Raw genomic sequence first — 26,256 nt, forward strand, 5'->3', positions numbered from 1 at the left:
CGCCGGCACGCCGCTCCGTCCCACGGCGTCCCGAGGGTGAGGTCCGGCGTGCTGCGTACGGCATCGGCATCGGCATCGGCATCGGCATCGGCCATTTTCGCCGGGTTCGCACCCGCTGTCGCGGCAAAGAACGTGGGGTCGGCCGGCGGTTTCTTGTTATTGTCCCGGCCGCACCGCATCTCCCGGGTGTGGGAAGTGACAGAACAGGACCCCGGAAGAGTGAGCGCAGCATGGGCGAGGACTACGGAACGGCGCTGATCACCGCGGCGCGCAGCGGCGATCAGCGGGCCAAGGACCGACTCGTCGCGTCCTGTCTGCCGTTGCTGTACAACATCGTCGGCCGAGCGCTGGACGGTCACGCGGACGTCGACGATGTCGTACAGGAGAGCGTGCTCCGCATGCTGCGTGGCCTTCCCGGCCTGCGTGACCCGGAGAGGTTCCGCTCCTGGCTGGTGGCGATAGCCATGAACGAGATACGTGGGCACTGGCGGGACCGCACAACCGGAGCCCTGCCCTCCGACCGCCTGGACGACGCCCGCGACCGGGCCGACCCGGGCGCCGACTTCGTCGACCACACCATCCTGCGCCTCGGGTTGACCGGACAGCGGCGCCAGGTGGCCGAGGCGACACGGTGGCTGGACGAGGACGACCGGGCCCTGCTGTCGCTGTGGTGGCTGGAGACCGCCGGGCAGCTGTCCCGCGCGGAGGTCGCCGCCGCACTCGAACTCTCCCCGCAGCACACCGCGGTCCGGGTCCAGCGGATGAAGGCCCAACTGGAGGGGTCCAGGGTCGTGGTGAGCGCGCTGGGTTCGGACCCGCGCTGCGTGCTGTTGGAGGACATCGTCGGCGAGTGGGACGGGGTGCCCTCGGCCCTCTGGCGCAAGCGGCTGGCCCGCCATGCCCGTGGCTGCACCGTCTGTTCGGGACACGGTTCGGGGCTCGTGCCCGCGGAGGGCCTGCTCGTGGGCCTGGCGCTGGTGCCCCTGGCAGCTTCTGTGACAGGCGCCGCTCCGGAGATGGTTCGCACGGCCGTCGCGCACACGACCGGCCATCCCACGGACACCTCACATCCCACGGACATCTCGCAGTCCACCGCCACTTCGCATGCCGGGGCCGCAGTCCATCCGTCCCGGCCCGGACGGGCGGAGCGCAGGCGCGGCCAGGTCCGGCGCCGCCGCCGCAATAGCGTGGTGGCGGCCGTGGTCGCCGTCGCGGCGCTGGGTACCGGCGGCGGCGCCGTACATCTCTACGCCACCGACGACGACCACCCGGACCGCAATGACGACTCCGTGACGGCCGTCGCGTCTGCCGACGGTGCCCGTTCCCCGGCGCCCGCCCCGACCCCGTCACATCCGGCGTCCTCGGCACCGCCCTCGCCCACCGCTTCGCCGTCCCGGAAGCCCTCTCGCAGTGCCGAGCCCACCGCGAGCAGGAGCGCCCGGCCCGAGCCGAGTTCGGCGGCTCCCGCACCGAAGCCCGCCCCGCCGGCCCCGCCTTCCGTAGCGGAACAGGTCACCGCACTCGTCAACACCGAACGCGCGACGGAGGGCTGTGCTCCTGTGCGCGGCAACGGTCTGATGTCCACGGCCGCCCAGAGGCATTCCGCCGACATGGCGACCCGGGACTACTTCTCGCACACGTCCCCCGACGGCACCGATCCGGGTGATCGGCTCACCGCGGCCGGCTACCGCTGGAGCACGTACGGAGAGAACATCGCCAAGGGCCAGCGCACCCCGGCCGATGTGATGAGTTCCTGGATGAACAGTCCAGGGCACCGGGCCAATATCCTCAACTGTTCGTTCAAGGAGATCGGCGTCGGGATGCGGAACACCGGGAGCGGGCCGGTGTGGACCCAGAACTTCGGCGCTGCCGGATGAGCGGTCAGCTGATCGCCCCGCCCTTCCCCAGGACCGGCAGTGCAACTGTCGGTCCTCGACGGCGCGCTCGGGGGCACCGCGGTTCGTGGGAGCTGTCGTGGTGTGACTGAGCATCCGGCGTCGGGCCGCCGCCGACGGCTCCCTAGGATGTGGCCATGATCGCCGAATTGCAGTGTGTGGTGCTGGACTGCCCGGATCCGAGGGAACTCGCGGAGTTCTACGCGGCGGTGCTCGGCGGCACCGTCGACCGGCCGGACCGACGGTGGTCGCTCGACGAGGGGTGGTCGACGCTGCACACGGCGGCCGGGCCCGTCCTCGCGTTCCAACGGGTCGTGGACCACCGGCCGCCGCGGTGGCCCGATCCCGCACGGCCCCAGCAGTTCCATCTGGATTTCGCCGTCACGGATCTGGACCTGGCCCATGAGCGGGTGCTGGTGCTGGGGGCGACCGTGCTCGACGGCGGTCCGGAGAAGCGCGACTGGCGGATCTACGCCGATCCTGCGGGCCATCCGTTCTGCCTGGTACGTCACTGACCGGATGCGAAAGAGAGAAGACCGATGAACGCCCCGCACGTGCGGCACGCCCGCCCGGCCGACCTTCCGGTGGTCGTCGCCCTGGTGGCCGAGCATGCGGCGTACGAGAGGGCCGCCCCGCCGGCCGCCGCTCTGGGGCACCGGCTGGCCCTGCTCCTCTTCGAGACGCCGTCGCCCCGGCTGCGGTGCCTGGTGGCGGAATCACCCGACGGCGAGGTCGTCGGCTACGCCACCTGCGTACCGGAGATCTCCACCTGGGACGGCGCCGAGTACCTCCACATGGACTGCCTCTTTCTGCGCGACAGCACCCGGGGGCAGGGCCTGGGCGCTCTGCTGATGGACGCCGTGGTAGCCGAGGCGCGCGGGCTCGGCCTCACGGAGGTCCAGTGGCAGACGCCCTCGTGGAACGAGGGCGCTATCCGCTTCTACGCACGGCGGCCCGGCGTCCGTTGCCAGGACAAGGTCCGCTACACCCTGCCGGTCGGTCCTCGGATCACCGGGTGAACAGCGTGAGCGCGGTGCAGGCGCCGATCACCGCGCTCACGGCCAGACCGGAGGCGGCCACGCAGCGCGCCCTGAGCTGCTCGTAGCGCTCGGTGTACTCACCACGCAGCTCCGCGGCCCGGCCGCTGACGCGCGTCAGCGATTCCCGGCAGAGCACCATCCGGTCCATGAGGTAGACGCGCTCCACGTCCTCGCGCTGCGCCGTGGTGAGCCAGGGCAGTTGGCCGGTGAAGCGGCGGGCTTCCCGGCGGGCCTCCTCGACCTCGGCGTTCCACAGCAGATAGCCCTCCATCTGGGCCAGCCCCCGGGCGCTGTCCTTGTCGCGTTCCACCAGTGCTCCTCTCGTCGGGCTGTCCCGGGCGGCCGCCCCCTCATGCCTGCTTGTCCCCCGGCGCCACGGCCACAGAGGCGGCAGGGCTGTTGGCGGCATCGTCGAGCGCGCGGACCGTGGGGTGGTGCAGGTCGAACGCCGGGGATTCGGAACGGATCCGCGGCAGGGTGACGAAGTTGTGCCGCGGCGGCGGGCAGGACGTGGCCCACTCCAGCGAACGGCCGTAACCCCACGGGTCGTCGACCCCGACCTTCTTGCCGTACTTGGCCGTCTTCCAGACGTTGTAGAAGAACGGCAGCATCGACAGGCCGAGCAGGAACGAGGAGATCGTCGAGATCGTGTTCAGCGCGGTGAAGCCGTCGGCCGCGAGATAGTCCGCGTATCGACGCGGCATTCCCTCGGCACCGAGCCAGTGCTGCACCAGGAACGTGCCGTGGAAGCCCACGAACAGCGTCCAGAAGGTCACCTTCCCGAGCCGCTCGTCCAGAATCTTCCCGGTGAACTTCGGCCACCAGAAGTGGAATCCGGCGAACATCGCGAAGACCACGGTGCCGAATACCACGTAGTGGAAGTGCGCGACGACGAAGTACGAGTCGGAGACGTGGAAGTCCATCGGGGGCGAGGCCAGGATCACGCCGGTCAGACCGCCGAAGAGAAAGGTGACGAGAAAGCCGATGGACCAGAGCATCGGTGTCTCGAAGGACAATGACCCCTTCCACATCGTGCCGATCCAGTTGAAGAACTTCACACCGGTCGGTACCGCGATCAGGAAGGTCATGAAGGAGAAGAACGGCAGCAGCACACCGCCGGTGACGTACATGTGGTGGGCCCACACGGTCGCCGAGAGACCCGCGATGGCGATCGTCGCGGAGATCAGGCCGATATAGCCGAAGATCGGTTTACGGCTGAACACCGGAATGATCTCGCTGACGATGCCGAAGAACGGCAGGGCGATGATGTACACCTCCGGGTGGCCGAAGAACCAGAAGAGGTGCTGCCAGAGCAAGGCGCCGCCATTGGCCGCGTCGAAGACATGCGCACCGAATTTGCGGTCCGCCTCCAGTGCCAGCAGTGCGGCGGCGAGGACCGGGAAGGCCAGCAGGACCAGAACACCGGTCAGCAGGACGTTCCAGACGAAGATCGGCATGCGGAACATCGTCATGCCGGGTGCGCGCATGCAGATGATCGTGGTGATGAAGTTGACCGAACCGAGGATCGTGCCGAATCCGGAGAACGCCAGACCCATGATCCACATGTCGCCGCCGATGCCCGGCGAGCGCACCGCGTCGGTGAGCGGGGAGTAGGCGAACCAGCCGAAGTCTGCGGCACCCTGCGGGGTGAGGAAGCCGGCCACCGCGATGACCGAGCCGAAGAGGTACAGCCAGTACGCGAACATGTTCAGCCGCGGGAACGCCACATCGGGCGCGCCGATCTGGAGCGGCATGATCCAGTTCGTGAATCCGGCGAACAGCGGCGTCGCGAACATCAGCAGCATGACCGTGCCGTGCATCGTGAACGCCTGGTTGAACTGCTCATTGGAGAGAATCTGTGTGCCGGGACGGGCCAGCTCGGCGCGCATGAAGAGCGCCATCAGTCCGCCGACGCAGAAGAAGGCGAACGACGTGACCAGGTAGAGCGTGCCGATCGTCTTGTGGTCGGTGGTGGTCAGCCACGTGATGACGACATTCCCCGGTTCCTTGCGCCGCACCGGCAATTCATCCTGGTAGGCGACATCGGCTTCCACCGGTTGTGAGGTGTCCCTCGTCGTCACTGCGACGCTCCTTCGGTCGACGGCCGGTTGCGGACTCGGCGACCAGAATGGACCCGTTGCGATCGGTGCGGTGGGACATCTCTCCCAGCGCTGCGCGAGCGCGCACGAAGGACACTCAAATGGCCCACAGGACATGACGCCCGCAGGCCGTCCGGAGCGCCGGGCGTCCGGTACGGCCGTCGAGCGTCTTACGGGAGCGCGGTTCGGGCGCTCGTCAGCGCAGATCGAAGACGAGGCGCCCGGAGACCTTGCCGCTCAGGACCTCCTCGATCGAGCTGTTGATGTCGCCGAGGCCGCGAGTCTCCCGGACGACCCTCGTGCGGCCGAGGCGGTGCAGTTGGAACACCTCGGCAAGGTCCTCGCGGGTGCCGACGATCGAGCCGACGACCTTGGTGCCGTTCAGCACCGTGTCGAAGACGGGGAGTTCGAGCTTCCCCTCGGCAGGGAGTGCCACCAGCACGAGGGTTCCCCCTCGGCGCAGCGCACCGTAGGCCGCGCCGAACGAGTCGTTGCTCACGGCCAGGGAGATCGCCGCGTCCGCGCCGCCGAGCCTGCGGGTCTCCTCGGCCACGTCCTGCACGCGTGCGTCGATGACATGGTCGGCGCCCAGTTCCTCGGCCAGTGCCAGCTTCTCGTCCGTGACGTCGACCGCGATGGTCTCGGCGCCGAAGATCCGCGCGTACTGGAGGGCCAGGTGTCCGAGTCCACCGATCCCGGAGATCAGGGCACGGGTGCCGGGGCGGGCACCGGACAGCTTCACCGCCTTGTAGGTGGTGACACCGGCGCAGGTCAGCGGTGCGGCGTCGAGCGGATCGATACCGTCGGGGACGGGCACGACGTAGGTGCCGTGCGCGAGCGCGTACTCGGCGTGGCTGCCGTCGACCGAGTAGCCGCTGTTCCGCTGCTCAAGACAGAGCGTCTCCCAGCCGGAGACGCAGTGATCGCAGTGCCCGCATGCCTCGCCCAGCCAGGGAATCGCCACCCGGTCCCCGACCGCGAGGTGGTCCACCTGGTCGCCCGTCGCCTCCACGATCCCGATGCCCTCGTGGCCGGGTACGAACGGTGGGCTCGGCTTGACGGGCCAGTCCCCGCGGGCGGCGTGGATGTCGGTGTGGCAGAGCCCTGAAGTCTCCATCCGCACCAGTACCTGGTGGCCTGCCGGAGTGGGTACCGGCCGGTCCTCCACGGTCAGCGGTTCGGTGAAGCTGCGGACTACGGCGGCTCTCATGGGGACATCCCTCCGCTTCGCCCGGGCGAAGGGACACACGTCGAGGACGCGGGCCGCCTGGGCATGATGAACAGAAGCCTCAGGACAGACTATTTCGCTCGCTCGGTGTTCGCTTCCCGAGCGGTGCCCGCCCGGCCCCCACGCCCTCGGCGCACGCACGTGCGGAGCGTCCCGGCGGCGTACCCGCGGGACGGGACGTCCCGGCTACCCGGCAGCCCAGTCACGCATCTCCTGTGCAGAGGCGAAATCGGCCACGTCCTTGTCCAGCGGTTGGTCGGTGTACTGATGGATGCGCCACGATGCCTCGATACGCGGTTTGCCGCGGGTGACGTAGTCGGCGATCCACAACCCGTCGCCCGCGTACGAGGTCGTGTCGTACTGCAGCCAGAACGAGCGGTTGCAGTACAGCAGGACCCGGTGGTGGGGCCTCAGGCGTTTCACCTCACGGATGAAGCTGTCCTTCTCCGCATTGCTCGCGCGGGTGCCGTCGCCGGTCTCCTCCCAGTCGACGGCGAGCAGCTCACCGGCCTTCTCGGGCGCCTTGCTCAGGAAGTACTCGGCCTGCTGCGCCACGTTCCCCGGCCACAGAAAGTGGTAGAAGCCGACGACGCATTCGGCGTCCCTCGCACGCTTGACCTGGTCACCCAGGGCCGGATTGACGTACGAGCGGCCCTCCGTGGCCTTGATGAACACGAAATCGAGACCGTCCGTATCGAAGGACGACTGATACGCGCTGACATCGACGCCGTGCAGCATGGATACCGCCTCCAAGTGGGGCTCCGAGGTTCCGGTTGTTGCCCTGGTATGTGCCCGCCGATGTCCCGCCCCATCCGTACCGACGAGGGGGAACCGATCAGCCACCGTAGGGACTTTTGTTCGGATCAAGCCGACCCCGGCCCACATCGAAGACACACGGAATAGTGCTCGCCGGTGCGCAGTTGGTGATGCGACGAGACCACTTTCTCCTCACGCAGTCAGCATCGGAAGGTCGGACCCATGAAGATCGGCATCATCGGAGCGGGCAACATCGGCGGCAACCTGACCCGGCGGCTCACCGCTCTCGGGCACGAGGTGTCCGTGGCCAACTCGCGTGGCCCTCAGACACTGGCGGCACTCGCCGAGGAAACCGGCGCCACCCCGGTCCACGCGTCCGAGGCGGCCAAGGACGCCCAGGTCGTCGTGGTGACCGTCCCCCTCAAGGCCGTGCCCGACCTGCCCTCGGGATTCCTCGACGGCGCGGCACCGGGCGCCGCGGTCATCGACACCGGCAACTACTACCCGCAGCAGCGCGACGGCAGGATCGCCGCCATCGAGGACGGACTGCCCGAGAGCCGGTGGACCGAGCAGCGGATCGGCCACCCGGTGATCAAGGCGTTCAACGGCACGTACGCCCAGGACATCCTGGACCGCGGCCGCCCGCAGGGCAGCCCCGGCCGCCAGGCGCTGCCGGTCGCCGGTGACGACGCGGCGGCCAAGCAGGCCGTGCGCGACCTCATCGACGAACTGGGCTTCGACACCGTGGACGCGGGCGGGCTGGACGAGTCGTGGCGCCAGCAGCCCGGGACGCCCGTCTACGGGAGTCAGGGCGATGTCGACGCCATCGTGAAGGCGCTGGCGGAGGCTTCACCGGAACGTACCGCGGAGTGGCGCGCCTGATTCCGAAGGACACGAAAGGCACGTGAGGAAGCCCCGTCGTGGTGTGCCGGCCCGGCCACGGCGGGGCCTCCTGGACTTCCCGCCCCGCACCCCGCCCGCGCACCGAGTGGCGCCCTCCGCACGGCCGGACGAAACTACCCGTGAGTAAGGTGTGGGGCCCGGGGCGTCGGCTCCACGGTCCGTCCGGCCCCCGGTGGTGGACCGGGACGGCCGTGGACAAGGAGTCGCCCCATGCCCCGCACCATGTCCGTGTCGGACAGCATCGTCATCGACGCCGCTCCGGCGGAGGTGTACGAACAACTCAGCGATCCCACCGCGATGGGACGCTGGAGCCCGGAGAACCAGGGAGCGACGGTACGCGGCGAACGGCGCGGCGCGTACGTCGGCATGGTCTTCGACGGCCGTAACAAGCGCGGCGCGGTGCGCTGGACGACCAGGTGCACGGTGACCGCCGCCGACCCCGGTGAGCGCTTCGCCTTCCGTGTCCACGCGATAGGCGCCCGGCGGCCGCGGCTTCCCGGAGCGATCGCCACCTGGGAGTACCGCTTCGAGGAGGTGGACGGGTCCACCAGGGTCACCGAGACCTGGACCGACGACCGGCGCGCATGGCCGGACTTCCTGGCCAACGGCTTCGACCGGATCGCGACGCGGGGGCACACGTTCGCGGAGTTCCAGCGCCGCAACATCCGTACCACTCTGGAGCGCCTGAAGTCGGCGCTGGAAGCCGGTGAGACCTCCTGAGAGGTGCCCTCGATCCTGGCGGGACACATGCCGGGCCCGGCACCGGGTCGGCGCCGGTGCACGTGGCCGGTCAGCTCCAGTGCGCGGGGCCGGTCAGTTCCAGTGCGCGGGCCGGGTCAGGGGCGACGGAAGCCTGGTCGCCGCGTCGCCCCTGGCCGCGTTGAGCTGGGCCTGGGTCAGGAAGAGGCTGCCGGTCAGGTCGGCGCCCGTGAGGTCGGCGTCGCGGAAGTCGGCGCCGATCAGGTCGGCGAGGCGCAGGTCGGCTCCGGAGAGATCGGCCGCGATGAGGTAGGCCCCGCGCAGGTCCGCACCGCGCAGATCGGCGCCCTTGAGCCGGGCCCCGATGAGGTCGGCGCCGCGGTGGTCGCGCTTCCTGCGGCGGGGCGAACTCGCCCGTACGAGTGCGCTGGTCCGCAGCAGCAGTTCGGAGATCCCGCTCCGGTGGGCCGCCACGTCCAGTTCGGCCAGGGCCTCGGGCGAACCGCCACTGTGACGTTCCGTCGCTTCGATGGCGCGCCGGATCTCGGGGTGCAGTGACGCGGCGGCGGGCAGGGTGAGCGCCTCGGTGAGATACCAGAGCAGTTCGTGGAGTTGGCGCACCACCGGGAACACCTGGAACATCTGCTGCGCGGTGTCCGGGGACGACCGCCAGTCCTGACCGGCGTACGTCTCCTGGGAGACCTTCTGCCCGGCGCCGAAGCAGTCGTACACCGTGCAGCCGGAGAAGCCCTTCGGGCGCAGTCGGGTGTGGATGCCGCAGCGGAAGTCGTCCTGGAGGTTGGGGCAGGGCCGCCCGGCGTCCTTGTCGATCGCGAAGTCCGCCGACACGGTCAGGGTCAGGGCTACACAGCACAGCCCGAAGCAGTTACCGCAGTCCGCGCGCAGGGCGGCCCGCCCGGTGTCGGGTGCGGCGCTCGGATCGTTGTCGGTCACGGGGCGCGGTTCCTCTGTCTGGGGTGCAAGGGGCATCACACGGATCACGTGTCCGGAGCGGGGGAGGTCAAGTTTATCCGGGCTTCACCCGGACGCGCCGCGCCCATGATCGCCGGACAGTGGGTCACTCACCGTAACGTCCCGTTTCGCCCTGTTCCCCAGGCAAAGAGCCGCTCTTCACGCATGAACGTTTTCTGGCTGCCCCCGGTTCCGCCGGCAGTCGCCGCCCGCTCGCGCGACGGCTGGTCGTCTCCCTGCTCCTCCCGCTGCTGACCGTCGTGGGCAGCACGCTGGTCGCGCCCGGCAGCGCGCTCGCGGCCCCGGCGGCAGGCCCGTCGCTCGCCCGTGTGAGCGGCCCGCCGTTCGCCTTCGCCCTGACGACGGTCCCGGACGTGCCGAGCACCGGCGGCGATCCCGTTGTCTGCGCGATCCGCGAGATGACACACGAGCAGAAGGCACGGGCCCGCGAGGTCCGCGCGCGCTACCACCGGTCGCTGGACGAGATGGAGTCGGCCGAGCGGCGGATGCGCGAGGAGGGCCGTTCGGACGAGGAGATCGCCCGGGTCCTGGCGGCCATGCGCAATGAGGCCAAGGACGTCACACGGGCCGGAATGTCGTCCGAGGCCGTCGCCGTGCTGGAGGCACGCAACCTCGCGAAGTACGGCAATCCGCTGGGTCCGACAGCTGATCAGCAGTACGCCAAGTACGGCAGTTGGGCCAAGGCCATCGACGCGGCGACCCGCAGCAGCGCGGCGGTCGATCAGGAGCTGGGGCTGGAGCCACGTCACTGATGTCCCCGGCCGTGCCTCAGGACTGCGACAGGTACGACAGGCTCTGGTTCCTGGACCCGGAGAGCGGGCGCCTCTCCCTCGGCCCCGCCGACGCCGTCGCACGACCTGCCGGTGCGCGGCTCCGCCACGGTTTCGTTCATCTCCTGTCGCACGTCACCACGTTCGGCGCCGCCCTGTACGCCGCGTCCTCGACGCTCCGGCTGCGGTACGGCGCGGAACGCTGGGACACCGAGGAGACTTCCGTCCGGTGCGCCTCGCGGCTGGGGGGAGGCCGTGTCCTTACTGTCACCGGGCGAGGGACCGCTGCGGGAGACGGTTCTGCCCACGCCGGTCCTGGGCCCCTTCGATCCGGAGTACGACTGGACCGACCTGCTCGCGGACGGCCTCTTCCTCTGGGCGACCGGGCAACTCTCCGACACCCGGCACCGGGGCGTGCTGAGCGAGCAGTGTCCGCGGGGCTTCACCCCGGCGTGACAAAGACCGCGCCCCTCCCCCGCTCCGGGCACGTCGCGTTGTCAGTGGTGCGGCGCACACTGGACCGCAGTGCGGAACCGCCGGCGAAGGGGAGTGGAATGGGCGCCGAGGAGGAGACCGGGTTCGAACCCGCCACCGGGGACGGTCCGCCGCCCCTGGGGGTGAGCGACGGGGCCATGGACGCCGACCGGGCGGCAGCGGTGCGGGCCGCCTCGGTACGGACCGCCTTCGATGGGCTGCTCCAGATCCGCCGACTGACCAACACCGGTCAGACCGATCCGGAGACGGTGCCCGCCGAGTGGGAGCTGCACCGGACGGTACGGGCCGTCGCGCTGGCTCTGGAGGCTTCCGGGGAGACCCCGTCCGCCGTCGACGCGTCCGGGCGGCGCACTACGGCCGGGTACCGCGTACTGGAGGGCGAATCCCCGGGCACGGCACGGGTGGAGTGGGCCGGCCCACCGGGGAGCGGAGCCGTGCATGAGGAAGAGGAGTCGCTGCTCCGGTGCGCCGACGCGTTGCGACGGCTGGGCTGGACGGCGCTGCTCTACCGGGGTCCACGCCGGAGACGGTTCCTGGAGGTGGAGCCTCCCACCGGGGCCAGGCGCGCGAAGGGTGCGTGACGGGCGGCCTGTCCTCCGGGGCGGGACGGAACGGCGTTGTCAGACCCATGGGGGATGCTTGCCGGTCCGACACCTCTGCCCAGGAGATGCTGAGATGAACAAGGACGAACTGGCCGCCGCCCAGGCCTACATCCGGTTACTGGAGGCCACCCGGGCCGCGCTCTCGGACCCGGACGACGCACCGCTGTACCTGCCGTTGCTCACCTCTCCGATGGAGGAGGCGGACCGGGCCCTCAGCGGCGCGGGGCTGACGGGCAACGAGGACAAGCTGTTCGCTCTGGTACGGGCGTTGCGACCCTGCCTGTCCGGCAGCGACCGCTGACCCGCGCGCCCGGCCGACGGACCGGTGCGGCGGTGGCGCCGCACAGCACCGGAGTGCCCCTCGCGGGGACGACAAGGTGTCGGAGAGCGCCTCCACGACTTCAAAACTGGGCTCGGTCACCCACCCCGATCCCGCGGTCCGCCGCAAGGCCACCGACCATCTGCTCGCCGGCGGCGACATGATGGACGCCACCGGCTCCCCCGACCTCAAGCTGTGGTTCTCCGACGGCACCAACTACCCCGGCCAGGACGACATCGCGGGCCGTCAGGACCGGCTGGCCCGTCACGGCGGGGCCCGCCGGGGCGACGGCTCTCGGCAATATTCTGCGCAGGCACGTGCCCAGGGCCTGGCGGGCGGTCTCCCCGACCTGCGGCGGCCGGCCGCCCGTACGCAGGAGTTGCGGCACTACAGCCCGCTCGGCGACTGGCGGGCCCGGGACCGGGCGGCGGCGCGATGGGAACAGGGCTGAGCAACGGGAACAGCGATGGTCGGGCCCCTGGGCGGGTGGGGCGAGGTCCCAAGGCAGCCGGCCTCAGGATCCCGGGGCCGTGGGGCGGGGTCCGTGGGCAGGACGGCCCCAGGGTCCCGGGGCGGGGTCCGTGGGCGGGCGCCCCAGGGCCCCCGGACGGGGTGCGGCCCGCTCCCGCTCAGGCGAGCCCCAGTTCCCTCTCACCCGGTCCGAGCGGGGCGAAGAAGCGGGCGACGTCGCTGTCGGTGACCTCGGCGAGGACGGCCGGCTTCCACTGCGGGTTCCGGTCCTTGTCGATGATCTGGGCGCGTACGCCCTCCACGAAGTCGGGCTGCTCGAAAGCCCTGCTGGAGACACGGAACTCCTGGTCGAGAACGGCCTCCAGGCTGTCGAGCGTGGCCGCCCTGCGCACAGCGGCGAGGGTGACCTTGAGCGCGGTGGGCGACTTCGCCAGGAGCGTGCGGGCGGCCTCCTCGGCCGCCGGCACGCCACTGGTCCGGAGCCGTTCGCCGATCTCCTCGACCGTGTCCGCGGCGTAGCAGCCATCGATCCAGTGGCGCTGAGCGGCGAGCTCGCCGGCGGGCGCGTCGGAGGCGTACCGCAGCACTGTCCGCGTCACCTCGTCCGGAGTGGCGCTCACGGCGAGGTCCGCGGCGAGTTCCGGCAGGCACTGTGACGGTACGAAGTGGTCGGCGAGGCCGCACAGCAGCGCGTCGGCCGCGCCGACGGCCCGGCCGGTGAGCGCCAGATGCGTACCCAGCTCCCCGGGTGCCGCGGCCAGCAGATGGGTGCCGCCGACATCGGGCACGAACCCGATTCCGGTCTCGGGCATGGCCACGCGCGAGCGTTCGGTGACGACGCGGATGCTGCCGTGGGCCGAGACACCCACGCCGCCGCCCATCACGATGCCGTCCATCAGCGCGACGTACGGCTTCCGGAATCGGGCGATCCGGGCGTTGAGGACGTACTCGTCGCGCCAGAACTCCAGGGAGGCACGGCCCCCGGCGCGTGCGTCGTCGTGGAGGGTACGGATGTCACCGCCCGCGCACAGACCGCGTTCCCCCGCTCCGTCGATCACGACCGAGGTGACCGCGTCGTCGTGCTCGGCCCGGGCGAGGGCCGCGTCGACGAGCCGCACCATGACGTGGTTGAGGGCGTTGAGCGCTCGTGGCCGGTTCAGCGTGATGAACAGGGCGTGGCCCTCGGTGTGCAGCAGGACGGGGTCGTCATCGTTCATGAGTGCGCTCCGGTCAGTGGGCCCCTGGGCGGACTGCCCGCCATACGCGGACGATCTTTCCCTGTCCATTCTGCGACGGCCGCGCCGGGGCAGGACAGGGGGTGGGCAGGGAGCAGGACAAGGAGGCGGGCAAGGAGCGGGCAGGGGTCGACCGGGGACCCTGAGAGGGGCGGTCCCGGGGGATCTGCTGTGGCAGTCCCGCCGGACCGGCTCGACAATTGAGGTCTACGGGCCGCGCCGTCCAGCAGCCCCGGCCGGATGACCTCCGGAGGGGGGAATGACCCACTACCAGCGGCGACGAGATACCGAAGCCCCGCCGATCGCCCGGACACGCAGCGGTGAGACCGGGCCGACGGAGCGGCCCGCCATGAGCCGGACCGGAAGCTTCGAATGGGATCTGAAGGCCCGGACCCTGGATATCGACGATGCCGGGCTCGTGGTCTTCGGCGTGGACCCCGCCGCGTTCGACGCGAAGCCCGACCTCCTGATCGACCGGCTCGAACCCCCGGAACGAGCCCGGCTGAACGCCACGATCGACGAGGCCATCAGTAGTGGGAGTCCTTCCTTCAGTGCCTACTTCCGGGTTCCGCTCGACGACGGAACCAGCCAGTGGACCCACGTCCAGGCCCGAATCCTGCGGGCGAAGGACGGCCGGGCGCACCGGCTCGTCGGTGTCGTACGGGACGCGACTGCGGAAGTCACCCATGCGGCCTTCGTCCGAGATCTGGAAGAACGCCGTGACCGCCAGACCCATACCGTTGAGCGCACAACGAGTGCGATGTCGCATGCCGTGACCGTGGACGACGTCACGGCCGCACTCACCGGACCGGGCGGTCTGGCCAGTCTCGGCGCGGACGGGCTGGCACTCGGCCTGGTGGAGAACTCCTCCCTCGACATCATCGCGTTGAGCGGTGAGACGTTGGAGGTCCTCGACGGCCTCGGCTCCGGCGATCTGATCCGCAAGCTGCCACTGGCGGACACCATTCTCAGCGGGCAGCCCCTCTTCATCACCTCACTGAGCTCCCTGACCCAGCGGTATCCACTGCTGGAGCCGCATGTGGGAAAGCTCGGGTTCCGTGCCGCCGCCTACCTTCCCCTCGTGGCCCAGGCACGCCCGCTCGGCGGACTCGCCCTGTTCTACCGCGAGCGCACGGTCTTCCCTCCGGACGAGCGGATTCTGTGCCTGGGGCTCGCCGCGATCGTGGCCCAGTCGCTTCAGCGGGCGACCCTGTTCGACGAGGAACGCGAGTTCGCCACCGGCTTGCAGTCGGCCATGCTTCCGCGACGGATACAGGCCATCGAAGGCGGCGAGATCGCCGTGCGCTATCACGCGGCGTGGAGCGGGCGGCAGGTCGGCGGCGACTGGTACGACGTGATCGCCCTGCCCAAGAACCGTTTCGGTGTCGTCGTGGGCGACGTCCAGGGCCATGACACCCACGCGGCAGCCATCATGGGGCAGTTGCGCATCGCCCTGCGCGCGTACGCCGCCGAAGGGCACGCGCCGTCGACCGTGCTGGCGCGCGCCTCCCGTTTCCTCGCTGAGCTGGACACCGACCGCTTCGCGACCTGCACCTACGCCCAGGTCGATCTGGCGTCGGGGGCGGTACGGGTGGTCCGCGCCGGGCACTTCGGTCCGCTGATCCGGCATACGGACGGCCGGGTCGGCAGCCCTCAGGTCCGCGGCGGCCTGCCGCTGGGGATCTCCACGGATTTCCAGGACGAGGAGTTCCCCGAGACCCGGCTCGATCTGGTTCCCGGCGAAACGCTCGTCCTCTTCACCGATGGACTGGTGGAGGAGCCCCGAACCGACATCGATACGGGTGTGGCGGCTCTCGTCCATGAGCTGAGCGCCGGGCCGGTGGGCGCCGAGGCGTTGGCCGACCATCTCTCGGACCGGTTGTGGGAACGGTGGGGTTCGGGGGACGACGTCGCGCTGCTGGTCCTGCGCCGCAGCCCCGACGTGGGCTCGCCGCACGCGCCCCGGCTGCACCAGTACATCCACCAGGCGGACCCGGAGGGGCTCTCGGACGCCCGAGCCGTCGTCCGCCAGGCGCTGGCGGACTGGGACATGGCCGAGCTTGCGGACGATGCCGAGCTGGTCACCGGTGAGCTGCTGGTGAATGTCCTCCTCCACACGGAGGGCGGAGCCGTACTCACTCTGGAGGTGCTGCCCGAACCGGTGCGGCGCATCCGGCTGTCGGTCCAGGACCGTTCGAGCGTCTGGCCGCGCAGGCGAACCCCGGGGGAAACCTCGACCTCGGGCCGGGGACTGCTCCTGCTCGACGCCGTCGCAACCCGCTGGGGAATCGAGCCGCGTGGTGAGGGCAAGGCCGTCTGGTGCGAGATCGGCCCGCCTCCCCCGCCCGGCACAGCGCCCCCGGCCCCCGGGTGAGGCAGCGCGTTCGACACCGCGATGGCTCCCGGGGAAAGGGCCCATGGGGCCGCACGGGTGAGGGGTGTGCCGCACCACCGGAAATGGTGCGGCACACCCCTCGACCGACGGCCCTCACACGCTCGTTCGCCCGGTCTCACGGGGCGCGCGGTGCGATCCGCGCGCCCCGTGTCCCCGACGGAACAGCGTCAGTTCTGGGCGGTACGACGCTTGCGGACGGCCCAGAGGATGCCGCCGCCGGCGAGCAGAACCGCCACTGCGGCGCCACCGATGACCGGCGTGGCGGACGACGAGCCGGTCTCGGCCAGGTCCGGCGAGCTGGGGCTCGGAGAGGGCACGGCGGGCGCGGACTCCGAAGGCTTCTCGCTGGGGGTGGCGCTCGGCTCGGGAGTCGACGTGGTCGGGGTCTCCGACGGCTTCGTCTCCGTCGGAGTGGGGGTGGGCGGAGGCGTCTCGTCCTCGCACACCGGGGACGTCTCGGTCAGGTCGCGCGAGAACTTGCCGCCCTCGCCGCCGTCCTTGACGACCAGCCGAACGGTCACTTCCTTGTCATGCGCGGGCAGCGTGAGCTTCTTGTGGAACTCGCGGCCGAACGTCTCTGTCGGCAGCAGGTCCTTGCCATCCACCGTAACGGTCACCGTGTTGGCGACGTCGCTCGTGTAGTTGGTGAGGTCAACGCTCACATCAGAGCAGGTCACGACCCAGGTGGGGGTGTGAGCTGCGGCCTGACCTGCGGAGATGACCCCGCCGGACAGACCGACGACCGCAGCGGCCACGAGTGCTCCCGCGCCACGCCACGATCTCCTGGGTATGGTCATGGATTCTTCCTCCAGATGCGTTTCATCGCCCGAATGGCGGTGGGGCGCACAGTACTGCCATCGCTCCCGCGCGACACACCCACCCCGCACGCCCCGCGGCCGCCCAACTGTGCCCATACCGCCGCTACTTCCAACAAGACGGACACAAGCCTCCGAGGAGTTCCAGCCGGGCGCGGCTCGATGAGAGAGTGGGCGATGAACGCATCTGTTGTCGCACGCGCGACCGATCCTGGAGTCTGGACCCGTTCTATGCGATTGCTGCTGATCCGTCACGGCCAGACGCCGTCCAACCTCGGCCATTTCCTGGACACGGCATTTCCGGGACCCGGCCTCACCGAACTGGGCCTGCGCCAGGCTGCCGCGCTGCCCGCGGCGCTCGCGCAGGAGAGCATCGACGCGTTGTACGCCTCGACCCTGACGCGTACGCAGCTCACCGCCGCACCGCTCGCCGCCGAGCGCGGTCTGGAGGTGCGCATCCGCGAGGGCATCCGTGAAGTCTCGGCCGGCGAGCTGGAGATGCGCGCCGACGAAGAGGCGATCGAGCAGTATTTGACGACCTCGTTCGCCTGGGCGGCCGGTGACACGGCGCGACGTATGCCGGGAGGCGAGAGCGGGGCGGAGGCCCTGGCCCGCTTCGACTCCGTGCTGGCCGAGGCCGCTTCGGGCGGCGCCCCCGGCACCTCCCGAACGGTGGCACTGGTCAGCCACGGAGCCGCGATCCGGATGTGGACCGCGGCCCGGACACGGAACGTCACGGTGGAGTTCGCCGCCGGGCACGCCCTCGACAACACCGGCGTAGTGGTGGTCGAGGGCAGTCCAGGAGAGGGTTGGTCAACGCTCTCCTGGGCCGGGACCGTTGTCGCCCCGGTGACCGCGAGCGGCCAGGAGGACGGCGGTCCCGCCGGCCTGACCCTTCCGGACCTCAACGGCTGAACCGGTCGTCAGCGCGCGTCGTGGGCAAGGGACATCAGAACACCTTGTGCGTGAGCGGTATCAGAGCGTCCTGCGTGTGGGCGGCATCAGCATCAGAGCGCCTTGTGCATGATGTGCAGACCGACGTACCCCTCGGTCGGATGATGGAAGCCCTCCGGCAGCGTCCCCAGTATCTCGAAGCCGAGCGAACGGTACAGCTTGACGGCATATTCGTTCGTCTCGACCACCGCGTTGAACTGCATGGCCCGGAAGCCTGAAGTACGCGCCCAGTCCACCGAGTACGCGCACAGGGCCCTCCCCACTCCACGCCCCGAATACTCGGGGTCGACCAGGTACGTGGCACTGGCGATGTGCGAACCGTTGCCCATGTGATTCCGGTTCATCTTCGCCGTGCCCAGCACCGTCCCGGAGTCGTCGACCGCGACGACCGTTCGGTTCGGCGCCGCGAGGAACCACCAGCCCTGCGCGTCGTCCTCACCGAGGTGGAGAGGGTAGGTGAGTGTCTCACCGGCCGCGACAACGGCATGGAAGAACGGCCAGATGGCGGGCCAGTCCTCAGTGGTTGCTTCCCTGATCAGCATGGGGAACAGAGTGCCGGTGCGATGCGGCCGCCCGCCAGTTCTTATCGGATCCGCGCCTTCGCCACCGGAGCCGGGCGAGCAGACCCGTCGCGGGGGCCGTCGGACATGGAGGGCCGGACACGGATTCGGCGAGATCCCCGACGGGCCGTTCGAGGGTGATTGCACGGGAGGCTTCGCACACGCCTCCGGAGGTTCCCGAACGTACGGAGGCCGGTGTCCCTGCGGATGCGGGCCGCACAGCGGATGCCGGTCGGGGCGTGGACGCTGATACCGGTGCGAGTGCGGATGCCGATGCGGGTGACCCCAGGTCGCGCGGAGGCGGCCAGGGCAGTGACGCCGCCCGCAGAGGGGCCGCTGCCGTATCCGGCACGAGCCGTGGTCCGCGCTCGTCACCGGGGCGCGGGGCCTGCCGGTCCTCGCGGGCCCTGTCCAGCTCCAGGGTCAGGTTGACCCGCCGCCACAGGATCTCGTCCGGATCGTCCGCCAGCATCAGCTCCCCCATGACTTCCCTGGCCGACACGGACCCCGGCCGTCCGAACACGGGCTCCGGCCTGACCCTGACGAGGTAGGCCCGTTCGTACGGATCGTCCACCACCTCACCGAGTTGGACCGGGTCCAGGGCGGATGCCTGTACGGCGGCTCGCGCCCACGCGTCCTCCGTGCGGCCGAGCAGCCTGTCGATCCTCTGGGATCGCCAGTTGCGGGCACGCCAGTCGGCTCCGGCTTCCAGCATCGCCCGCATTCCGGCGGGGCTGGTGCCGGCGAGCAGCGTGGGCTCGCGGGTGGCGAACCCGGCGAGTTCATCGACGAGGTACAACCACACCACCGCCCGGTACCGGTTCAGATAGAACGTGACCGGCGCGAAACACCCCGCCCGTGCCAGCCTGGTGAAACGGGCCGGGCTGATGGCGAGCAGCGCGGCCCCTTCAGCGGTGCCCACCGTGCGCACCCGTTCCCCGAGGTCGTCGGGGAATCCCGGATGCGCGCGCAGGCGCTCGATCTCCTCCCGGACGACCCGTGGCCGTCCGCCGTCCGGTCCGGCGGTGGTGGCGACCAGCCCCAGATGCACGGCGAGCTCGAACTCCCCGCGCCTCATGCCCAGCTCCCGTGCGGCTCGGCCCGCGGTCACCGTCGCCGCGCTGTCACCGCTCTCACGCCCCTGCGCGTCCTCGTCCTGCGTGCGGGTGGCTTCCGTAACGGTCATGCCCCTGCCCTCCCCCGTGAGGTCCGAATACTCTCTGTGACCACGGTAGCCCGGAGGAGGCTTCTGTCGGCATGCCTGTGGATAACTCCCGATGCTCAGCGAAAAGCCCAGGTCAGGGGCTGTCGACGCCGTCGGTGGCGCCCTGGCGAACCGCCACGCCGAGATGTTCGCCGACCCGGTTGACAAGCAGTGTCATCTCGTAGGCGACCTGGCCGACATCGGCCTCGGCAGCGGTCAGCACGCACAGACAACTGCCGTCGCCCGCCGCCGTCACGAAGAGCAGCGCCTCGTCGAACTCGACCATGGTCTGCCGGGCTCTGCCGGCCCTGAAGTGCCGACCTGATCCGCGGGCCAGACTGTGCAGGCCGGAGGAGACCGCCGCCAGATGTTCCGCGTCCTCACGGGCCAGCCCCGTGCTCGCCCCGGTCACCAGACCATCGTTCGACAGCACCAATGCGTGCCGTATGTGCTCCACCCTGCTGGTGAGATCGTCAAGGAGCCAGTCAAGTCCCCGGTCCAGCGCCATTTGCTCGTCCTCCCCGCTCATACGTTCCCCGTTCCCCCGTATCGCGCGTAAGCCTTGCGTACCACTCCCGTACGGGCAAGCGTCCCCCTCCCCCGGGGCGTCGCTTCGCGCCACGCGAGGGTTCGTCCGAGGATGGGGAAATGGCACATCACATGACCGATGAAGAGCGGCGGGCCTTCCTTTCCGAGGGCACCCGCACCGCCAAGCTGTCGACCGTCCGGGCCGACGGCAGTCCGCACATCGCCCCCGTCTGGTTCCTGCTCGACGGTGACGATCTGGTCTTCAACACCGGGAAGGAAACCGTGAAGGGCCGCAATCTCGCGCGCGACGGGCGGGTGGCCTTGTGCATCGACGACGACCGGCCGCCGTTCGCCTTCGCCGTGCTCCAGGGCCAGGCCGAACTGAGCGAGGATCCTGCCCAGTTGAGGCACTGGGCGACGCGGATCGCTGCCCGGTACATGGGCGAGGAGGCGGCCGAGGAGTTCGGCAGGCGTAACGGCGTACCCGGTGAGCTGGTCGTGCGTGTCCGTGTGGACAAGGCGGTGGCCATGGCGGCCGTGGCCGACTGACCACGGCCCGCTTCGCCCCGGACCGGCCCGCCCGGCACCTCCAGCCGGAGTCCCGCCCGTCCTGCCCGGACCGGTCCGAAGCGGAGCATCGGGTCAGGAGTCGAGGAGCCGGGCGGTGTGCGTCCGTCCGGCGTACCCGACCATCCGGATCAGGACTTCTTTTCCGGAATCCCGCTCGCGCGTCGCTGAGCACCACGGGCGTACCCCGGTCGCGGTCGAGGGCGTGCGACGCCTCTCCTGCGCACCCTGGGTGCGAGCACCCGGAAAACGGTCGACAGCGACGAGGAACGCGATGCGCCCGGTACTCGAATCGCTCGCCGCCGTCGCCGTCGTCCTGGACCGCGCTGTCGGCGGGCCCGGCCAGGTCACGTCCGGTACCGGCAGCGGGCAGCTTGGCGACGCGGAACGGCGGCCGGATCGGCCGCTCAGCGAGCGGGCGCGGGCCTCTACACTGGCTCTTTCGGGTGGCTGGCCCTGTCGGTACAGGGAAGGCGTGCGGCGACGGGTGCGTGCGGACGGCCCCGTGAACGGGAGAGGTCAAGCGTGTCGACAGGTTCCGGCGGCGGTTTCCAGGATCCGCCCGCGGAGGTGCTGGCCGAGGCGGCAGCCGCGTTCGGGCTCCTGGCGTCACCGGCACGGCTGCACATCGTGTGGACGCTGTCCCAGGGCGAGTGCGATGTGACCGGTCTCGCCGACCGGGTGGGCGGCACCCTGCCCTCGGTGAGCCAGCATCTGACGAAGTTGAAATTGGCCGGACTCGTACGGTCGCGCCGTGAGGGACGCCGCCAGGTCTATCTGGTCGACGACCCCGGCGTGGTGACGGTGGTACGGCTCATGGTCGGCCAGCTGGCGGAGCGTGCCGGGCACTCGGCCGCGCACCCCGTCCGCCTGCGTGAGCTCGGTGCCTGACAGGAGCGCAGCCGCGGGACCGGGCCGCACGGACCGGGACGAAGCGTCGGCCGTGGTGATCCCCCTGATCTCCGGTGCGGGCAGTGGTGCGGGAAGCCGTGCCGGTTCAGGCAGCCCCGGCCATGCGGGGGCGGCTGGTCGTGACGGTGCCGGGGCGACCTCGCTCCAAGTGCTGCGCTCACTGGACAGCGGCCCGCGGGGACTGCTGGAGAGCGTCGCCGAAGAGCGTTCGACCCGCCTCGGTGAGAACGTTCTTCCCGCGTGGCGTCCCGCCTCATGGCCCCGGCGATTCCTGGCCAGCTTCCGCGACCCGTTCACCTCCGTGCTCCTCTGTCTGGGCCTGGTGTCGGCACTTGTGTCGGCATGGGGCACGGCCTGTGTGACTCTGGTCCTCGTCCTGGTCAGCTGCCTGCTGCGCTCCGGCGAGGAACACCGCGCCGACCGGTCGGCCGCGGCACTGAGGGAGCTGGTGGCGACCACGGCGACCGTGCTGCGCCGTACCTCCGCGGACGCCGCACCACGTGCCCGTGAGGTCCCCGTGGCCGAGCTGGTGCCGGGCGATGTGATCCGGCTCGGGCCGGGAGATCTCGTACCCGCCGACGTACGGCTGTTGCGCGCCGGTGGCCTCACCGTGCATCAGTCGGCCCTCACCGGGGAGTCGGCGCCGGTGCCCAAACACCCCGTCGACTCCCCGGAACCACCCGTGTCCCCGTCCGGCCCTTTCGCACAGCCGCACCTCTGCTTCCAGGGCAGCAGTGTGACCTCCGGCAGCGCAACGGCGGTCGTCGTCACGACCGGAGGGGACACCTGGTTCGCCGCGGCCCACGACGGCCGGGCCCGCCGCCGGGGCGCCAGTGCCTTCGACCGGTCGGTGCAGGGGATCTCCTGGACCCTGATCCGCTTCATGCTGCTCACACCGCCCCTGGTCCTCATGGCCAACGCGGCACTGCGCGGCCGTGGCCTTGAGACGTTGCCGTTCGCCGTCGCCGTGGCAGTCGGCCTCACTCCCGAGATGCTGCCCGTCATCGTCACGACGGCGCTGGCTCGGGGTGCCTCCCGGCTCGCCCGTACGAGCGGTGTCATCGTCAAGCGGCTGCCCGCACTGCACGATCTCGGAGCGGTCGACGTCCTGTGTCTGGACAAGACAGGCACCCTGACCGAGGACCGGCCCGTCGTGGAAGGTGCGGTGGACGGGGAGGGGCGGCCCGACCCCGAGGTACTCCAGTGGGCCGCGGTCGGCGCGCTGTGGACCCTGCAGCTCGCCGAGCTGCCCGCGCCCGACGCGCTGGACGAGGCGGTACTGGACGCGGCGGAGGACCACGCGGCCGCAGGCGACGGGAGCTCACCGTTGTCCGTGTACGACGGGGTGGCCGCGTTGCCGTTCGATCCGGTGCGCCGTCTCGCCACCGCCGTGGTCCGGCGGCCCGGCCGTCCCGGCATCCACACACTGGTCACGAAGGGGGCCGTCGAAGCCGTACTCGACCGATGCGTACTGGACGACGGCGAGCGCGAACGGCTGCTCGCCCATGCCGCCCGGGAGGCCGGGCGCGGTCTGCGGCTGCTCGCCGTGGCCCGTGCCGACCGACCCGCGAGAGCCCGCGCCTACACCCCGGCCGACGAGCGAGGGCTGACGTTCCTCGGCCTGGTCACCCTCCGCGACGTCCCCGCGCCGAGCGCCGCCGACGCGCTCGGCGTCCTGGCGGCGCGGGGCATCGCCGTGAAGGTCCTCACCGGCGACCATCCCGGCACGGCGGCCCGTGTCTGTCACGACCTCGGGCTGCCACCCGGCGAGGTCGTGACGGCCGATCGGATCGACACGCTGACGGACGAGGAGCTGGCACGGCTGGCGGACCGTGCCACCGTGTTCGCCCGCTGCGCCCCGGAGCACAAGGCACGCATCGTCTCGGCACTCCGCGCGGGCGGGCACACCACCGGATTCCTCGGTGACGGTGTCAACGACCTGCCCGCGCTGCACGCCGCCGATGTCGGGATCTGCCCGCGCAACGCGGTCGACGTCGCCCGGGAGGCGGCGGATGTCGTCCTGGCCGAGAAGGACCTGACCGCGATCGACCGGGCCGTGGTCGCGGGGCGCCGCAGCAGCGGCAACATCGCCACGTATCTGCGCATCACGCTCTCCTCGAATCTCGGCAATGTCCTCGCGATGCTGACCGCGGGCCTGCTGCTGCCGTTCCTCCCCATGCTCCCGGCGCAGGTTCTCGTGCAGAACCTCTGCTCCGACGCGGCACAGCTCGCGTTCGCGTTCGACCGGCCCGCCGCCTCGGTACTGCGCCGTCCCACCGTGCTCCGTCCCCGTGACTTCCTGCGGTTCATCACGGGCTTCGGCCTGCTCAACGCCGCCGCCGACCTCGCCACCTTCGGCGTGCTCGCCCTGGCTCTGCGCGACGCGGCCGCACCGGGCGGCGAGGCCGCGTTCCACGCCGGATGGTTCACCGAGAACCTGCTCACCCAGGCCCTCGTCATGATGCTGCTGCGTACCGGCCGGAATGCCGCCGAACGCAAGGCCGGCGGGCCACTGCGTGCGGCGGCCGCCGGGCTCGCCGCCGTGGGTGTGCTGCTGCCCTTCACCGCGCTGGGCCCACTGCTGGGAATGGCCGCCCTGCCGCCGCTCTACTACCTGCTCCTCGGCACGGTCCTCGGGCTGTACGCGATCGGGCTGGCGGCAGCCCGCAGACGCTACGACCGCGCGAACACCGCGCGGTGATGCCGAGCGGGCCGAGGGGGCCATTGCTTCGGGATCCAGCCATGGTTATACAGTTGCGCAACACGGCAACTGTTGCCGTGCCGACGGAGAGAAGGGCGGGACCAGAATGTTGCGCAACGGCCTGGAGCCCTGGCACCTGCTGATCGTGGCCATCGTGCTCATCGTGCTGTTCGGTTCGAAGAAGCTGCCGGACACGGCGCGCGCCCTGGGGAAGTCGATGCGCATCCTCAAGAGCGAGGCCAAGGCCATGAAGGAGGACGAGCCCCGGTGAACCGCGAGAGCGCGGCACAGGGGGCAGATACCTGCGCGTGCGGCGATCACCGGCCGCACGGCGCCCGGCGCCTGCACGCAACCCGCCGGCCCCTCACCCCCGCACCACCCCCGCGGCCCACCGCCCCTTCTCGACCCGCGACATCCCCGCGGCCCGCGACGCCTTCGCGCATCACCGCACCGTCGCGACTCACGGCGCCTTCACCATCCCGGCACCTTCATCACCATCACTTCATGACTTGCGCAATCAGGGAACCTTGACGGCCGCACCACGCGTTCACGTGGGTGACGGCAGAACGGCACGGCCGAGCCGTGCGGATCGACGTAACACTGGAGGAAAATTCATGGGTGTGACCCTGGCGAAGGGCGGCAACGTCTCCCTGACGAAGGAGGCGCCCGGCCTGACCGCCGTGACGGTCGGCCTGGGCTGGGACGTACGTACCACGACCGGAGCCGATCACGACCTCGATGCCAGTGCGCTGCTGTGCTCGGAGACCGGAAAGGTGCTCTCCGACGCGCACTTCGTCTTCTACAACAACCTCAACAGCCCCGACGGTTCCGTCCGCCACACCGGCGACAACCTGACAGGTGAGGGCGAGGGCGACGACGAGTCCATCGACATCGATCTGTCCGGGGTTCCGGTCGAGATCGCGAAGATCGTGTTCCCGGTGTCGATCCACGACGCCCAGAGCCGCGGCCAGAGCTTCGGCCAGGTGCGCAACGCGTTCATCCGCGTGGTGAACCGGGCGAACGGCGTCGAGCTGGCGCGCTACGACCTCAGCGAGGACGCATCGACCGAGACGGCGATGGTGTTCGGCGAGCTGTACCGGCACGGTACGGAGTGGAAGTTCCGCGCGGTGGGCCAGGGGTACGCATCGGGGCTCGCGGGCATCGCCTCCGACTACGGCGTCAATGTCTGACGGGTGATCCCCCGCCGTCCGGCCGCCACGGCGCCCGAAGGCCGTTGATCACCTCACGGCGGATCCGCCCATCGGGCAACTGCGCGGCGGGTACGGGGCGACCGCCCCGTACCCGCCGCGTCTCTCACGGTCCCCCAGGAACCCTCGAACGACTGCTCAGTGATCGAACGTACGCAGCGCTTCTTCCCGCTTCGTTCGGACCGACTGCGCGATCATGTCCACATGGCCGATGACCACGCACACATCCAGGACTTCTTCACCGCCCGTGCGGCCGACTGGGACAGCCGGTTTCCCGACGACGGGCCGGCCTACGACGCCGCGGTAGGTGCGCTGGGGCTGCGCCCCGGAGACGCCGTGCTCGACGCGGGCTGCGGTACGGGCCGGGCGCTGCCGGCGCTGCGCTCCGCCGTCGGATCAGGCGGCACCGTGCTCGGCGTGGACCTCACGCCCGCGATGCTGAAGGAGGCGGTACGGGCCGGGCGCGGGCGGAGCGGGGTCCTACTGCTCGCCGACGCCGGACGGCTGCCGCTCCGCACCGGAGCGCTGGACGCGGTGTTCGGCGCCGGACTGATCTCCCATCTCTCGCGGCCGGCCGAGGATTTGAAGGAGCTGGCGCGGGTCGTGCGGACGGGTGGGCTGCTGGCCCTGTTCCATCCGATCGGCCGGGCCGCGCTGGCCGCGCGCCACGGCCGCAGCATCACCGATGACGATCTGCGGGCCGAGCCCCGGCTCGGCCCGCTGCTGGCCCGTTCCGGATGGCGGCTGGACTCGTACACCGACGAGGACGACCGCTTCCTGGTCCTCGCCGTCCGTACGGTCTGATACCGGTCGCCCGCGTCGGCGGCCGGAAGGGGTTGCCCGGGCGTTGCGCACGCACGAGCTGGACGATGCCTTCCGGGGGGCGTGCCACGGTCGCGCGGCGACC

25 protein-coding genes and 4 pseudogenes are annotated in these 26,256 nt (G+C 70.6%); 18 read left to right on the top strand and 11 right to left on the bottom strand.

Going from position 1 to position 26,256, the window contains the following annotated elements; translation table 11 throughout:
* Window positions 1-230: 230 nt before the first annotated feature.
* The 3 genes from OG251_RS38850 (at window position 231) to OG251_RS38860 (ending at window position 2,914) form a co-directional block, all read left to right on the top strand.
* Complete coding sequence (locus tag OG251_RS38850; protein WP_326681980.1) at window positions 231-1,877, top strand: sigma-70 family RNA polymerase sigma factor; 1,647 nt, start codon at window positions 231-233, stop codon at window positions 1,875-1,877.
* A gap of 155 nt (window positions 1,878-2,032) precedes the next feature.
* On the top strand, window positions 2,033-2,410 hold the full coding sequence (locus OG251_RS38855; protein ID WP_326681981.1) for a VOC family protein: 378 nt from the start codon (window positions 2,033-2,035) through the stop codon (window positions 2,408-2,410).
* A gap of 24 nt (window positions 2,411-2,434) precedes the next feature.
* Entirely contained in the window at window positions 2,435-2,914 is a 480-nt protein-coding gene (locus OG251_RS38860) for a GNAT family N-acetyltransferase (protein ID WP_326681982.1), read from the top strand.
* Here the strand turns inward: OG251_RS38860 and OG251_RS38865 are convergent.
* The 4 genes from OG251_RS38865 to OG251_RS38880 all read right to left on the bottom strand — a co-directional run bounded on the left by OG251_RS38865 (window position 2,904) and on the right by OG251_RS38880 (window position 7,000).
* Complete coding sequence (locus OG251_RS38865) at window positions 2,904-3,245, bottom strand: hypothetical protein (RefSeq protein ID WP_326681983.1); 342 nt, start codon at window positions 3,243-3,245, stop codon at window positions 2,904-2,906. The genes OG251_RS38860 and OG251_RS38865 overlap by 11 nt on opposite strands.
* Window positions 3,246-3,285: 40 nt before the next feature.
* Window positions 3,286-5,016 (bottom strand): aa3-type cytochrome oxidase subunit I, encoded by a 1,731-nt coding sequence (gene ctaD / locus OG251_RS38870; RefSeq protein WP_326681984.1) that lies wholly within the window; start codon window positions 5,014-5,016, stop codon window positions 3,286-3,288.
* Window positions 5,017-5,230: 214 nt separating this feature from the next.
* The gene (adhP, locus tag OG251_RS38875; protein WP_326681985.1) at window positions 5,231-6,244 is read right to left on the bottom strand and encodes an alcohol dehydrogenase AdhP; all 1,014 of its coding nucleotides are present in this window, start codon (window positions 6,242-6,244) and stop codon (window positions 5,231-5,233) included.
* A gap of 204 nt (window positions 6,245-6,448) precedes the next feature.
* Window positions 6,449-7,000, bottom strand: coding sequence for a glycoside hydrolase family 25 protein (locus OG251_RS38880; protein WP_326682771.1), 552 nt, complete (start codon window positions 6,998-7,000; stop codon window positions 6,449-6,451).
* Window positions 7,001-7,225: 225 nt separating this feature from the next.
* Between OG251_RS38880 and OG251_RS38885 the strand changes: the two are divergent.
* Together OG251_RS38885 and OG251_RS38890 are read left to right on the top strand one after the other, a co-directional pair.
* A pseudogene (locus OG251_RS38885) lies at window positions 7,226-7,900 on the top strand (NADPH-dependent F420 reductase); the annotation flags it as partial.
* 231 nt (window positions 7,901-8,131) lie between these two features.
* Window positions 8,132-8,641 carry an SRPBCC family protein gene (locus OG251_RS38890; protein WP_326681986.1) on the top strand — a complete coding sequence of 170 codons (510 nt, stop codon included), beginning with the start codon at window positions 8,132-8,134 and terminating at the stop codon, window positions 8,639-8,641.
* 93 nt (window positions 8,642-8,734) lie between these two features.
* On the opposite strand, the gene OG251_RS38895 is transcribed toward OG251_RS38890, so the two are convergent.
* On the bottom strand, window positions 8,735-9,574 hold the full coding sequence (locus OG251_RS38895; RefSeq protein WP_326681987.1) for a pentapeptide repeat-containing protein: 840 nt from the start codon (window positions 9,572-9,574) through the stop codon (window positions 8,735-8,737).
* Between the two features lie 278 nt (window positions 9,575-9,852).
* Here OG251_RS38895 and OG251_RS38900 point away from each other — a divergent pair, with 278 nt between their 5' ends.
* The 5 genes and pseudogenes from OG251_RS38900 to OG251_RS38920 all read left to right on the top strand — a co-directional run.
* Window positions 9,853-10,365 (top strand): hypothetical protein, encoded by a 513-nt coding sequence (locus OG251_RS38900; protein ID WP_326681988.1) that lies wholly within the window; start codon window positions 9,853-9,855, stop codon window positions 10,363-10,365.
* 273 nt (window positions 10,366-10,638) lie between these two features.
* On the top strand, window positions 10,639-10,839 hold the full coding sequence (locus OG251_RS38905) for a hypothetical protein (protein ID WP_326681989.1): 201 nt from the start codon (window positions 10,639-10,641) through the stop codon (window positions 10,837-10,839).
* Between the two features lie 98 nt (window positions 10,840-10,937).
* Window positions 10,938-11,459: a hypothetical protein gene (locus OG251_RS38910; RefSeq protein ID WP_326681990.1), complete on the top strand. Its 522-nt coding sequence runs from the start codon at window positions 10,938-10,940 to the stop codon at window positions 11,457-11,459.
* Window positions 11,460-11,553: 94 nt separating this feature from the next.
* A complete protein-coding gene (locus tag OG251_RS38915; protein ID WP_326681991.1) occupies window positions 11,554-11,781 on the top strand; it encodes a hypothetical protein in 228 nt (75 codons plus the stop codon).
* A 76-nt stretch (window positions 11,782-11,857) separates the two neighbouring features.
* Window positions 11,858-12,061, top strand: a pseudogene (locus OG251_RS38920) (hypothetical protein); the annotation flags it as partial.
* 367 nt (window positions 12,062-12,428) lie between these two features.
* Here the strand turns inward: OG251_RS38920 and OG251_RS38925 are convergent.
* Window positions 12,429-13,487 carry an enoyl-CoA hydratase/isomerase family protein gene (locus tag OG251_RS38925; protein ID WP_326681992.1) on the bottom strand — a complete coding sequence of 353 codons (1,059 nt, stop codon included), beginning with the start codon at window positions 13,485-13,487 and terminating at the stop codon, window positions 12,429-12,431.
* A 277-nt stretch (window positions 13,488-13,764) separates the two neighbouring features.
* Between OG251_RS38925 and OG251_RS38930 the strand changes: the two genes are divergently transcribed.
* Complete coding sequence (locus tag OG251_RS38930) at window positions 13,765-15,879, top strand: SpoIIE family protein phosphatase (RefSeq protein ID WP_326681993.1); 2,115 nt, start codon at window positions 13,765-13,767, stop codon at window positions 15,877-15,879.
* A 188-nt stretch (window positions 15,880-16,067) separates the two neighbouring features.
* On the opposite strand, the gene OG251_RS38935 is transcribed toward OG251_RS38930, so the two are convergent.
* Window positions 16,068-16,697: an LAETG motif-containing sortase-dependent surface protein gene (locus OG251_RS38935; RefSeq protein ID WP_326681994.1), complete on the bottom strand. Its 630-nt coding sequence runs from the start codon at window positions 16,695-16,697 to the stop codon at window positions 16,068-16,070.
* Window positions 16,698-16,946: 249 nt separating this feature from the next.
* On the opposite strand from OG251_RS38935, the gene OG251_RS38940 reads away from it, so the two are divergent.
* Entirely contained in the window at window positions 16,947-17,630 is a 684-nt protein-coding gene (locus tag OG251_RS38940) for a histidine phosphatase family protein (protein WP_326682772.1), read from the top strand.
* 92 nt (window positions 17,631-17,722) lie between these two features.
* Here OG251_RS38940 and OG251_RS38945 read toward each other — a convergent pair whose 3' ends face one another.
* From OG251_RS38945 to OG251_RS38955, 3 genes and pseudogenes are all read right to left on the bottom strand, one after another.
* Window positions 17,723-18,211: a GNAT family N-acetyltransferase gene (locus OG251_RS38945; protein WP_326681995.1), complete on the bottom strand. Its 489-nt coding sequence runs from the start codon at window positions 18,209-18,211 to the stop codon at window positions 17,723-17,725.
* Window positions 18,212-18,598: 387 nt separating this feature from the next.
* Window positions 18,599-19,415 (bottom strand): annotated as a pseudogene (locus OG251_RS38950) (DUF6397 family protein); the annotation flags it as partial.
* 112 nt (window positions 19,416-19,527) lie between these two features.
* Entirely contained in the window at window positions 19,528-19,941 is a 414-nt protein-coding gene (locus tag OG251_RS38955) for a roadblock/LC7 domain-containing protein (RefSeq protein ID WP_073720108.1), read from the bottom strand.
* A gap of 140 nt (window positions 19,942-20,081) precedes the next feature.
* Between OG251_RS38955 and OG251_RS38960 the strand changes: the two genes are divergently transcribed.
* Window positions 20,082-20,510, top strand: coding sequence for a PPOX class F420-dependent oxidoreductase (locus OG251_RS38960; RefSeq protein WP_326681997.1), 429 nt, complete (start codon window positions 20,082-20,084; stop codon window positions 20,508-20,510).
* A 93-nt stretch (window positions 20,511-20,603) separates the two neighbouring features.
* On the opposite strand, the pseudogene OG251_RS38965 reads toward OG251_RS38960, so the two are convergent.
* Window positions 20,604-20,807 (bottom strand): annotated as a pseudogene (locus tag OG251_RS38965) (ATP-binding protein); the annotation flags it as partial.
* A gap of 246 nt (window positions 20,808-21,053) precedes the next feature.
* On the opposite strand from OG251_RS38965, the gene OG251_RS38970 reads away from it, so the two are divergent.
* From OG251_RS38970 to OG251_RS38990, 5 genes are all read left to right on the top strand, one after another.
* Entirely contained in the window at window positions 21,054-21,419 is a 366-nt protein-coding gene (locus OG251_RS38970; RefSeq protein WP_073720110.1) for an ArsR/SmtB family transcription factor, read from the top strand.
* Window positions 21,403-24,141, top strand: coding sequence for a magnesium-translocating P-type ATPase (mgtA, locus tag OG251_RS38975; protein ID WP_326681998.1), 2,739 nt, complete (start codon window positions 21,403-21,405; stop codon window positions 24,139-24,141). Before OG251_RS38970 ends, mgtA begins: the two co-directional genes overlap by 17 nt.
* Window positions 24,142-24,247: 106 nt before the next feature.
* Window positions 24,248-24,412: a Sec-independent protein translocase subunit TatA gene (tatA, locus tag OG251_RS38980; RefSeq protein ID WP_073720111.1), complete on the top strand. Its 165-nt coding sequence runs from the start codon at window positions 24,248-24,250 to the stop codon at window positions 24,410-24,412.
* 343 nt (window positions 24,413-24,755) lie between these two features.
* Complete coding sequence (locus OG251_RS38985; protein WP_326681999.1) at window positions 24,756-25,331, top strand: TerD family protein; 576 nt, start codon at window positions 24,756-24,758, stop codon at window positions 25,329-25,331.
* A gap of 222 nt (window positions 25,332-25,553) precedes the next feature.
* The gene (locus OG251_RS38990; protein ID WP_326682000.1) at window positions 25,554-26,153 is read left to right on the top strand and encodes a class I SAM-dependent methyltransferase; all 600 of its coding nucleotides are present in this window, start codon (window positions 25,554-25,556) and stop codon (window positions 26,151-26,153) included.
* Window positions 26,154-26,256: the final 103 nt, after the last annotated feature.

Origin of the sequence: Streptomyces sp. NBC_01237 (assembly GCF_035917275.1) — a bacterium.
GTDB lineage: Bacteria > Actinomycetota > Actinomycetes > Streptomycetales > Streptomycetaceae > Streptomyces.